The following is a 12,131-nucleotide window of genomic DNA, read 5'->3' on the forward strand; positions in this document are numbered from 1 at the left end:
CAGAAATATATGTACAATACAATTGGTGTCATTGGTTTAGGGGTAATGGGCAGTAATATCGCTTTAAATATGGCTAATAAAGGGGAACAAGTAGCTGTCTATAACTACACACGAGATTTAACGGATCAGCTTGTTGCTGAATTGGACAGCCAGTCGCTCCATCCGTATTACGAAATTCAAGACTTTGTTCAGTCTCTGGAAACTCCAAGAAAGATTTTTCTAATGGTTACTGCGGGTAAGCCGATCGACTCGGTTATCCATTCATTACTTCCTCATCTTGAATCAGGCGATATTATCATGGACGGCGGCAACTCCCATTACGAAGATACTGAACGCAGATATGATGAATTGATATCCAAAGGAATCAGTTATTTGGGAATCGGTATTTCTGGTGGGGAAGTAGGGGCGCTAAAGGGACCTTCAATCATGCCGGGTGGAGATAAAGAGGCCTATGAAAAAGTCGCTCCGATTCTGACAAAAATCGCAGCACAAGTAAATGATGACCCTTGCTGTACCTACATCGGTCCTAAAGGAGCAGGTCATTTTGTGAAAATGGTACATAACGGGATTGAGTATGCAGATATGCAATTAATTGCCGAAACCTATACGTTTTTGAGAGAAAAGCTGCATTTGGAAGTTAATGAAATTGCTGACATCTTTGAAACATGGAATCAAGGTGAACTGAAAAGTTATTTAATCGAAATCACTGCTGAAATCTTAAGGAAAAAAGATGAAGTAACGGGCTTACCCTTGATCGATGTGATCCTTGATAAAGCAGGACAAAAAGGCACAGGCAAATGGACCAGCATGCAAGCAATTGATAACGGAATTCCAGCATCGATTATTACAGAGTCTTTGTTTGCTCGTTACATTTCCGCTTTAAAAGAAGAACGGGTTAAAGCAGAAAATATTCTAACAGGCCCTGAGAACAATCAGCAAAATTTAGATAAAAATGAGTGGATTGACTATATTAGACAAGCATTATATATGGGAAAAGTTTGTGCATACGCGCAAGGTTTCACTCAATATAAAATGACTTCTGAACTTAACGGATGGGATTTGCCTTTAAAAGATATTGCGCTGATTTTCCGCGGTGGCTGCATCATTCGTGCAGAATTTTTAAACGTCATTAGCGAAGCCTATCAAAAGCAGCCGGATCTGGCTAATTTATTGATCTCACCATATTTTGCCGAAAAGGTTACAGATTATCAGGTAGGATTGCGAAAGGTTGTCTGTGAGGGAATAAACTCCGGTATCTCGTTCCCATGCTTAAGCGCTTCACTTTCTTATTACGATAGTTATCGAACAGGCATTTCAAATGCTAGTCTTTTGCAGGCACAACGTGATTATTTTGGTGCACATACCTATGAACGACGTGATTTGGCAGGAGTCTTTCACACAAACTGGCAGTGATGGAAAGTGACAAAGAAACAGTCATTTTTCAATAACCGTTCATGAATTTAAGACAAGTACTTTACTTCAATAAGAGAGTTGCTTTGGCAGCTCTTTTTCTTATGTAACAAAAGGGGGGCTATCTCAATTTTTAAATTGGAGGGGGTGTGCGGGACTCCTGCGGGAAAAGCGTGTCCAGGGGAGATCCCGCAGGCTGGAATTAAGAGGCTGGAAATTTTAGTTATGGCATTTTAAATGGTGCATTTAATTGATGATAATCCCTATATGATCGATAAGATACAATTTTTTTATCCTGATAATGTCCATCCAACTGCAAAATTTTAGATTTATTTGTTTCTAAATAATAATTATACCCTTCTGTTTCTAAACTATGGAAGGTATAGGAAATTCCAAGCATTTGTTTCTTGGTGACTTTTGCATCAGGGTGATGTTGTATGAAATCAGCCAATTGTTGTACAGATGTTGATGGAGTGTCTGCGATATTAAATAATGTTTCCTTAATATTAGTCTTTACTTTATTCAAAGTAGTTTTTGCTTTATGTTTGATTTTGTTGGAACGCCTTGTCATAAATATCACTCCCACTCTGATTATAGTTAAAAGATTTATTATCTTATTTCCAATCAGCAAACGGAATAAACACAAAATTGAAACCTGGGAGAACTTCTACTAAAAGAGAAAAAGTCTTGGTGTAAAAGATAATGTTTTTTGGGAGGTTTAATACTCAGTATAAGTGGTATATAAAGGATATCGGTTTATAGCAGTTTATTCACACTGCTACCTTCATTATATTAGGGGTCCTTTACGAAATAGTATCGTTTCCTGAATAATGTCTACTAGTGGCTCATATTCTTCTTTTGATTATTACTAATTATTTTCAAATAATAAAGGAGTGATAGATCATGAGGCAAATGTGTATTTACTGTTTTAAATGGGCTGACATGGATACGATGACACCAATTTTTGAACAAGGCAGGGAGTTCGTCAATTATTATTGCGAAGATTGTGTTACTGCTGTTATGGATAATTTGTTTAAGCTTCCATGCAAACATGGTCGTTCCTATTCCGATGTATGCGAACAATCAAGAACCCACTAGCATCAAGCCAAGCCCTTTAATAGTAAAGTCCATCTCAAAAGAGAAGGGCTTTTTTTGTTCGGGTTCTTCCTTTTTTTAATAATATTGCATTTTGCTCAAAGCCTTAATATAGGGGGAAACGGGGATTCAGAAATGAGTGCTCACCTAACATATGAATATCTTTAAAGTCGAAGGTCTCCCACAGTTTATTGATGGGTGGCCTTTTGTTGGATTCTTTTCAATTCTACTCCTACATTAAAGAACTGCCTGGCTGAAATGAAATGTTACCGTCACATTTAAAAGCAATGTAACTGCAAGTAATTCCTCACGTAATTTGTCAGGAGGTTTAAAGCCTAGTTATTTCAACCCACTTAAACAATATGATCATGCCGAATATTATTAAGTGGTACTCATGAGGTAGTATATCGGATTGAGGAAAAATAAAATAGGATGTACATGATTTGAGCCTGAAAATTATGAATTTGGATTAGATATTAAACAAAATGTTCTTGCATACAACAGATGGGTATCTAAATAAAGTTATCGTAATTTGTCTCTAGCTTTAACAATATTGCTCTTTATTTCTTGGATAAGAATTTTATCAAAAAAAACAGTTAAGAAACTAAAGCATTTAAGGGGAAGATTAACCTGTTAAAGGAATTCTATGTTTGTTATACTCTTGACGCTGATGTTAAGTGGGAGAAAATAAAAAAAGGAATGAGCAGTAAAAAAGAGGATGTTTTACAAGAAGTCCTAAAAAGGATGGAACTCTGTGAGTATTTTATTGTAAAAAGTGATAGTAAACATCATATTATCAATACATCTTTAATCCGTTATATACGTATTTTTGATGAAAAAAAGTAATCTCACTACTGCTTTCTTATAATATAAGTTATGGTTGTATTCTCCTAACAGTCTATCTGGGAGGGGATTTTTCTTTGGGAAAAAAGGGGCAAACCTTTCATGCATATACAGAATAATAAAGCGTAAAGTTGCAAAAAAGTGATGTGCAAATAGCTAATTGGGTAAAAAAATTAAAAATAATGAGCCATTAGAAGACCAGCGTGGTATATCGAATCAGTAAATATTGAGGAAGAAAATTTTTATCTGAAAGCGCAGGTGGACTATTTGTACAAAAACAGCTGAGCAAGCTTAAGTTGTATTCATGGTCGGTTAACACTTTGAAAGGAGTGTAAAGATGAATAAAGAACTAGAGGATGATTTTATTGAGGCATTAATGGTTTCCCTTCAAGACGAAAGGGTCATTGAAAAGATAAAAGCAATAGCAGAATCGGGCTCGTTTAGTCAAATGGGGGTACCTAAGGAGCTGCTGAGAGAAAAAGAAAAAGAAATTGCAAAGCTCCAGCAAGAGATTGAGTCGAAAAAAGAGGAAATTAGTGAGTACCGAATAATGATCGACCTACTAAATGAGAAAATGGAATCCTATTTTAATGAATTGCAAAAGAGAAGAGCAGACTATCGGGAAGCAGAAGAACTTTTCGAAGCTGTTCAACAATTATCAGAAACCACTAAAAATTCCTTGAAAGGGATCTTCAAGGGCGGTTCAGTGCAGGAATTTATTGTCTGTGGTGTGCAATATGAAAACATTTCATCTTTGTGGGATTTTATAAAAAACGAGATTATGGAAGGGCGGGAGCAGGAAAGAGTTATTTTGCTTGATCTTTTTCAGTATTTCTTTCAACAATACAGTAAAACATACGATACTCCTTTATATAATTTACAGGAAGTGAAAATGAATGAGGTCTTCAGAGAAGACTTGTACATAAGAGCCCTCAATAGCAAAATATCCGGGAACATTACGGACATCCTGCTGCCAGGATATATGAGCATTAATGGTAAAACCATTAAAAAATCCGTTGTGAGAATTTAGCAGGCGAAAAAGAGAATGAAAATAAAGGAGAAATAACAATGACATCGATTATTATCCCAGAGATTGAAGAAGGCATTGAAAAAATCCTTCTTATGCAATGGTATAAACAGCCGGGCGATTATATTACGGTGGGCGAAAGCTTAGCCAAATTCAGCTGTGAGGGCATCGAATTTGACCTTTTTTCAGAAAAAGAAGGTACCCTTAAAGAATTGAATGTAGCGGAGGACACTATAGTCAAGATTGGTGATCTGATATGTTATTTGGATTCTGGAGAAGCTCTTTCAGAAGAATTAATAATAGAAGTTGAAAAGCAAGAAATGATAGAAGATGAAGAGCCCCTTGAGAACGTTACAAGTTTAGCTGAAAAAAATAACATAGACAGTTCTATATACTTAATGAACGAAGAGCCGGTTTTATACTCGCCTGATTCCCAAACCGTTCCAGTCTCAACCATTTCAATGACTTATAAAGAAGTGAGATCTTTAATCAGCCATTTATATCAGAGTGCAGAAGAAACCTTTTTTAAAGATGAAGCGAGCTTCTTTCAAGATATTAAAAAGATGCTCCGTTCCAGATGGGTTTACATGAATAACGGGAATGTTATATATGATCACAACATTGCAGCTTTATTTCCTTATAGAAAATACTATGAATTAATGGACGAAGATTTTGACTACAAAGAGCATCTGGACGTCTCCGGTTTTAAAGGTGATGCCATGACAAGGGAAGAAGCTGCCAAAAGTTTCAATACAACCGATCACCCTATATATAAGAAAATAATAGCTTTAGAGGATTACTCCACGAGTAAAAATCCTTCCATTTCAAGGATATTTGCCAATCAAACGGCTAACTCTTCTAAATCAATAGCGTTTAAATTCAACGGGTACGACATTCAAAGTTTCGATGTAGTAAATCAAAAAAACAATTTGCTGGGCAAAGGATTTTTCGTTCCCGTTTTCCGTTTAGATGGGGAAAATGCCTTTGGAATCAATGATCAAGTGGCTCTCCATCTCTGGCTGGAAAACCGTTTAGTACCAAGTGGATTAAGCGCAGAACGCCAGAAGGAGTATGATTATTTGCTGGCATTGTATCAATTAAAGGGTTTAGATCATGAAAGTTTTCTAAAAGAATTGCCATCAATAGCTATCGATTCCAAGACGTTTTATGAGAAGCTTTTAAACTCTGAAAAAGTAAGAGCTGATATTGATACATATGATGAAAAGATGCTAACAGATCCAAACCGTGGACATTGGGATTTATGGCCTGTCCTATCTGATGAAAAACCTTTAACGATAAAACTGAATGAAGAAATAATGGCCAGAAACCCCAAAATGGATATTAGGGAGGACGGCATAGTTGGCATTGATTTTGGAACCAAAAGTACAGTGGTCGTTCATCAAGAGGAGAGTGATTTTACTCTTCCCATGCGTATTGGGGTTGGCTACCTTAACACGGAAGTACAAGATTGGCATTATGAAAATCCAACCGTGATTGAATTTATTGATTTAGAACATTTCCTGGAGCTTTATCAAGAAAAGGAAGGAAGGCCAGATACAAGGTGGCAGGATGTGACGGTTTCCCACAATGCTCTTAACAATTTGATGAATGGAAAGAGTGACCATTATTATTCCATATTGAATAATCTAAAGCAGTGGGCTGGAGAAAAGAGAAACGAGCTCCGATTAAAAGACAAGAGGGGATATGCCGTTGTACTGCGTTCCTTTCTGGACTTAGCCGACCAGGAAATCAACCCAATTGAGTTATACGCTTACTATCTCGGTTTGTATATCAATAACCAGAACAATGGGATATACCTGGACTACACCTTGTCTTTTCCAGTGACGTATGAAAAAGAGGTAAGAGAAAAAATTATAAAGTGTTTTGAGTGTGGGTTAAAAAAGACGCTTCCTATGCCGATTCAGCAAGATGAAGAATTAATGAAAAAGTTTCGCGTAACCGCTGGGGCGAGCGAACCTGCTGCCTATGCCGTTTGTGCGTTACAGGAATACGGGTTTGAACCGGAAGATGATGAAAAGACGTACTATGGTGTGTTTGATTTTGGCGGAGGAACGACAGATTTTGATTTTGGTATTTGGCGTGAAGCGGGCTTGAAAGAAAGCAGATATGATTATGTCATCGAGCATTTTGCAGCGGGCGGGGACCGTTATTTAGGTGGAGAGAACATGCTAGAGCTTTTGGCGTTCCAAGTGTTTAAAAACAACCAAAGAACAATGCGTGAGCTAAATATTCCTTATACTCTCCCAGCAGAATGTGTCAAATTTCCAGGAAGTGAAACGCTGATTAATGAGTCACAAGAATCCTACTTAAATACGAAACAATTGGTAGAAAAATTAAGGCCGCTTTGGGAAAGGCATGAACGGTATGAAGAACAGTTTGGAAAAGGCATGATTCGGGCAGACTTGTTTGACAAAGCCGGACACGCAAAACTAAATGTGGAACTTTTGATCGATCAAGATGAAATGGAACAACTGATTGAGGAAAGAATTGAAAAAGGCATTAAAAATTTCTTTGAGTCATTAAGGCGCGCTTTTGCCCGATCAGAACCTAGTAAAATTAATAAAGTAAATATACTGCTTGCGGGTAATTCAAGTAAATCCCCGGTCGTTATGAATCTATTTAATAAATGGATTGAAAGGGAAGTGCAGAAAACTCAAAATTGGGGAGAAGTGTCTGATAATCTTTTTGAGATTCTTCCACCACTGGGGACGGAAGGCGCTTATTTAAAGCAAGAAGAGAGAAACAGAGTGGTTAACCGAGATATTTTAACAGCCCCTACAGGAAAAACAGGCGTTGCCTTTGGACTTCTACAAAGCAGAAAAGGCGGAAGTATAAAAGTTATTGACCGCGATATGATCAACGGTGAATCAAAGTTCAAGTATTTTCTTGGCATCGGGAGAAAAGGGAAATTAAAAACAGTGATTGATCAAGAAGAAGAGTATAACATATGGCATCTTTTCATTGATGCGTCAGAAGAAGATTTTGAAATTTATTACACAAGCCTGCCGGAAGCTAGTACCAACCAGCTTGATATTAAGCAGGCACAGAGGAAAAAGCTTCGAATTGGGCATGTAGATGATTCAGCTTTTGTTTATATTCGAACCATAAGCCCGACTGTTATTGAATATGTTGTTGCAGACGAAGACTCGATTTTAAATGGGGTATATTTATCTGAAATTACTAAAGTAGAATTAAGCTAATTTTGTTTGATTGATTCAAATGAATATATCAAGAGCCGGATTTGATTAATGAATTTAGGATATGAATAGATAAAGAAGCTATGTTTTATTTGCATGGTATAAATGGAATAATTCCCACTTGGTGCTTCGGTTAAGGTTTTATGTATGAGTGGAAAACAACCCAATTTAAAGGAAAAGGCCTCCGCAGTTTACTGTGTGAGGCCTTTTCATGCTCGTCGTACTTGTATCCTAAGAAAAAGTTTTCATTTTCAACATTTAATGCTAGAAGCTCTAAGTTTTTACCTGAGGGTTCATTTCTTTGATCCTCCTGAAGTACCATAATCATTAATCGTTAATTTTACATCGTAGTTGATCTGAGTTTCACTAAATGTTTGGTCCCAATTCTTTTTGACCTTATTCCATACTTTTGGGTGCTCAATTCTTAATTGATTTCCGAAGCCAGCAACGTCCACTTGGTATTCTCTTTGCATTTTTTCCAATACATTCCCCACCAAGCGTTTCACTTCTTTTTCAGATGATTTTTCTGCTTTTTTTAGGAATTCATTTTTAAAAGTATTTCCCTGATTCACCCAAGTTTCAGACAGTCTTCCCACGGATTCAATGTTTACATCAAAAGAGATGTTGTCGCCATTAACTCTTGGTATGATAGTGCTTTTCATGGACTCTATCTCAAACACAATCAGCTGACCGGTTTCTTTATCAAAGCTTTTCACTACACCGCCTTTTCCCTTACCTGTTATCCATGTTACGCCCTCCAGTTCTTCCTCATTTAAAAAACCAGTCATTTTGTGTGTCTTACCATCGATCACTGCAGCACCAGCAAATTTGACTTGCCCATTCACTGATAGTACATTTTGCAACAGAAAACTAGATTCTGATTTGATCTTACTTTCTATTTTAATTAGCGACATAGGAGGCAAAATCCTCGCTGTTCGATAGGCATTTTCCACAATGCCAACCAGACGAAACGCTGGAATTTCTCCTGCTGTCTTTGTTTCCAGTGTGTTCCTTGCTCTTCCTTTACTGATGAGCACAAGACAGCTTGGTCTAAAATCATTATCGCGGAGATTAAGATCAAGTAATTGTTCCAAACCATACGATTTTGCAAGCTCTTCACTTATAACAATCACTTTCATATGGTGAGCGGTTAAGGGTTGTTCACTTCTCAATGATAATTCACGAGTCATTTGAAGGACGGAATCTCCCGTTTGAGAAACATTCACATAAGATTTTTTTTGTGGTCCGGTTTGTTTCGTTGTTGAACTTGCTACTTGTGGAGTGATAATTTGATAGGTTGAAGTAAGCAGGTCTTTTCTCAAATACCCATCCCCTTGTTCATTTAACTCTTTCTCAACGAAGGTCTTCTTGCCTGTATCAAATGCCAAACCTATTCCTAAACTTTGCTCTTCAATTTCATGACTGCTCCAACATCCTGTAAGAAATAAGAGCAAAAGAACGGGGAGGGAAACGAGGAGAGGCCGGATATTTTTATGTGTTTGTTTCATATTTTTCTCCCTTTACTCTTGAGATAATAAGCAGGAGAAGCGGCAGTAAACCAAATAAGAACAGTGCGACATTGCCGAGGAAATCTCCAATTTTAAAGAGGTCATTGATATTCTTCGGAACCATTGCAATGATGTAGAGAATTGGAAGCAACCCAAACATAAATGGGTGAATGCTCTTTTTTGAAAGTTGAGCCAGCCCTAAAGCAGCTGCATAAAATGATATGGTGAATGTGGAAAAAATTTGCATGATCCATACCACGAGCAATAAAGAATCAAACCGTTCAAAGATCAAACCGGCGACTTCAAAACTTCGAATAAGATCAAGTGTCGGCCATGTTCTCGTGACCACTCCATCAATAGATAATGCCCCGATAACCATTACGACCGTTATCACGTAAAAAATCAGTGGAATGGAAACTCCAACAATAACTGCTTTTACTGCTTTTTTTGGCTGATTCATAAACGGAAGAAGCAGTAACATGATTTCAGCCCCTGTAAAAGCGGGAGCCGTAGTTTTTACTCCGTTAAGTACAGGGATAACTCCTTCTCCTAATACCGGACGCAGATTATCGATTTCAAATATTTTAAAGCTCATAAAGGTAACAACCAAAAAAAGGATAACTGTCAAAGGCAATATAATTTCAAAAAGACGGGCAATCGGGTTAATGCCGCCGATGATCAGATAGAGGCCCACCCACATAAACATCATGATAATTGCCCAGGTAGGCGTACCTTCAAGAAGTAAATACTTTACTACCTCCGCCATTGAACGGAGCTGAAACCCGGAAGTCAAAAGAAAATAACATATGATGCCTAAACTAAGTAAACTCCCGACCCATTTTCCTACAATATCGTTGATGTATTGATAAACGGTTTTTTTGGGAAACTGTTGGCTTAATTTGACAATGATCACCCCCGCGATAATCGCGATGACTCCGCCTAAAATAACGCTTATCCATACATCTGGTGTATGTACCTTCTCCGTAGATGATCTGGGTAGGGTGAGTAATCCTGTACCGAGTATGAAGTTGATGACAATGACAGCTGTTTGAGGAGTTGTAATTTTGTCTTTCGGACTGAGAATCATTCATTAACCACCCTTTCACCGATAGGTTATCCTTTACGCATGGGGTTTTTTGTATGCATCATCTTTGGACGGCGTTTCATCATCATAAGTGGCATGCGAACCATCAGGTCTTTCCACTCACTTAAGCGATAAGGAACGGCTGGACTCAAAAAAGGCACACCAAAGCTTTTTAATTTTACTAAATGGCTGCTCATTAAAAGAAAAAAGAGGATGACCCCGTATAATCCAAATGTGGCAGCACAAATCATAGCTGGAAAACGCAGAATCCGTATGGTAATCCCAGCACTATATTGCGGAATGGAAAATGATGAAATAGCGGTTAACGCTACTACAATGACCAAAACAGGGCTAACGATCCCTGCCTGTACAGCAGCTTCCCCAATGATTAAACCGCCGACAATTCCCATGGCGGGACCGATCGGCTTAGGCAATCGCAGTCCTGCTTCCCGCAAAATTTCGATGGATATTTCCATGAATAATGCTTCGATAAGTGCCGGAAACGGTACACCGGACCTGGTTCCGATAATGGAGATGGCCAGTTTGGTCGGAATCAACCCTGAATGAAAGGAGATAAAGGCTATATACAAAGACGGTGTAAAAAGGGCCAGAATAGCTGCGAGGTAACGAAGCATACGTATGAATGTGCCAGGAATCCACCTTTCATAATAATCTTCCGGTGATTGTAACATCATGCTTAAGGTAACCGGAACAATCAAAGCGAATGGTGTCCCATCTAATAAGATGGCTACCCGACCTTCCATCAAAGCAGCGATCACGCGATCAGGACGCTCTGTATTTTGTACCTGTGGAAAAGGACTAAGGTAATTATCTTCAATAAGTTGCTCTACATAACCTGATTCCGGCACACTATCAATATCAATTTTCTTAATTCGGTTTTCCACCTCTTGAACTAATTCGGGATCAACAATATCTTTTATGTAAGCGACGACCAAGTCTTTTTTTGAACGCTTTCCTACTTGGAATTTTACTAAGGATAAATTCTCGATTTCACCACTGCCCCTTAAAAAAGAGGTATTATCACTCAATGATTCAGTGAAACCGACCCGTGGGCCTCTGACTAACGCCTCTGATACAGGCTCTTCGATCGTCCTTGTTTTAAGTTTTGTAGTTCCAAGGATCAGCGCATCCATTGATCCATCAATTAAAAGAGCGGTAGAACCTGTGAGTACTTTAGATGCTAACTCTTTAATGGAACGAACTGCTTCTATTTCACTAATGGATAACACTTCATTTTTTATAAATTCTTTTGAAATGCTTCCTTTGAGGTAGGGAAGGTCCTGGTTATATTCTGCTGAAAAATCAGCCATCAACGAAGGCATAATATGCTTATCAATGAGATCTTTATCCGATAGTCCATCCGCAAAAATGATAACTGACCGTATACCGGTACGCCCTAGATTAAATTCCCGAAAATGCACATCCCAATTATGGCCAATTTCTTGCTTAACACATTCAAGGTTAAAATTAAAATTATCCGTAAACTGACACGTTGCATCTTGGGAGGTATTTGCTTCTTGTTTGTCTTTATCGGTACCTGTTCCTTTTTTACCAATCCTTGATATCCACTCTTTCATCATCATCACTCATCCTTTGAGGTACGAAGCCAATTAAACAATTTGCTGATTACAAACGGAATAACGAACGCAATAAAAGCTTGTATAAAAACCTGCCATTCTGGAAGGTAGGAAACAACCGTTTTCCACATTTTCATCACCCTATACTTGTCTCAGATAGCAGCTGAAATCTGTAAAATTCCTTTATTTCTCAAATAGTATTAATATCTTCTGCGTTTCTTATGCAATGAAGTTAAAAGCCATTAGCGTATTCGCAACACTTTATACTTCGTATTAGCTATGTGGAAAAAGTGATTTAGAATATAGTGGAGGAGAGAAAGAAAAGAAATCAATTTCTGGGACATATCC

Annotated in this window: 8 protein-coding genes; 4 read left to right on the top strand and 4 right to left on the bottom strand. The window is 37.9% G+C overall.

All coding sequences use genetic code 11. From position 1 onward, the window contains the following. Positions 1-9 precede the first annotated feature (9 nt). A complete protein-coding gene (gnd, locus tag BW986_RS26515) occupies positions 10-1,413 on the top strand; it encodes a decarboxylating NADP(+)-dependent phosphogluconate dehydrogenase (RefSeq protein WP_076372453.1) in 1,404 nt (467 codons plus the stop codon). Positions 1,414-1,633: 220 nt separating this feature from the next. Here the strand turns inward: gnd and BW986_RS26520 are convergent, their stop codons facing one another. Further along, positions 1,634-1,981 carry a hypothetical protein gene (locus tag BW986_RS26520; RefSeq protein WP_076372455.1) on the bottom strand — a complete coding sequence of 116 codons (348 nt, stop codon included), beginning with the start codon at positions 1,979-1,981 and terminating at the stop codon, positions 1,634-1,636. A gap of 332 nt (positions 1,982-2,313) precedes the next feature. Between BW986_RS26520 and BW986_RS26525 the strand changes: the two genes are divergently transcribed. The 3 genes from BW986_RS26525 (at position 2,314) to BW986_RS26535 (ending at position 7,596) form a co-directional block, all read left to right on the top strand. Then, the gene (locus BW986_RS26525; protein ID WP_076372457.1) at positions 2,314-2,508 is read left to right on the top strand and encodes a hypothetical protein; all 195 of its coding nucleotides are present in this window, start codon (positions 2,314-2,316) and stop codon (positions 2,506-2,508) included. 1,177 nt (positions 2,509-3,685) lie between these two features. After that, on the top strand, positions 3,686-4,378 hold the full coding sequence (locus BW986_RS26530; RefSeq protein ID WP_076372459.1) for a coiled-coil domain-containing protein: 693 nt from the start codon (positions 3,686-3,688) through the stop codon (positions 4,376-4,378). Positions 4,379-4,416: 38 nt separating this feature from the next. Next, on the top strand, positions 4,417-7,596 hold the full coding sequence (locus tag BW986_RS26535; protein WP_076372461.1) for a biotin/lipoyl-containing protein: 3,180 nt from the start codon (positions 4,417-4,419) through the stop codon (positions 7,594-7,596). Positions 7,597-7,886: 290 nt separating this feature from the next. Here BW986_RS26535 and BW986_RS26540 read toward each other — a convergent pair whose 3' ends face one another. Genes BW986_RS26540 through BW986_RS26550 form a run of 3 tightly spaced genes read right to left on the bottom strand, consistent with a single transcriptional unit; the run spans position 7,887 to position 11,783 of the window. Then, positions 7,887-9,101 carry a Ger(x)C family spore germination protein gene (locus BW986_RS26540; RefSeq protein WP_076372463.1) on the bottom strand — a complete coding sequence of 405 codons (1,215 nt, stop codon included), beginning with the start codon at positions 9,099-9,101 and terminating at the stop codon, positions 7,887-7,889. Then, on the bottom strand, positions 9,085-10,188 hold the full coding sequence (locus BW986_RS26545; protein ID WP_076372465.1) for a spore germination protein: 1,104 nt from the start codon (positions 10,186-10,188) through the stop codon (positions 9,085-9,087). The genes BW986_RS26540 and BW986_RS26545 overlap by 17 nt, the downstream gene beginning before the upstream one ends. A gap of 26 nt (positions 10,189-10,214) precedes the next feature. After that, complete coding sequence (locus BW986_RS26550; protein WP_397223193.1) at positions 10,215-11,783, bottom strand: spore germination protein; 1,569 nt, start codon at positions 11,781-11,783, stop codon at positions 10,215-10,217. Positions 11,784-12,131: the final 348 nt, after the last annotated feature.

This window comes from Peribacillus simplex (assembly GCF_900156045.1).
GTDB lineage: Bacteria > Bacillota > Bacilli > Bacillales > DSM-1321 > Peribacillus > Peribacillus simplex_D.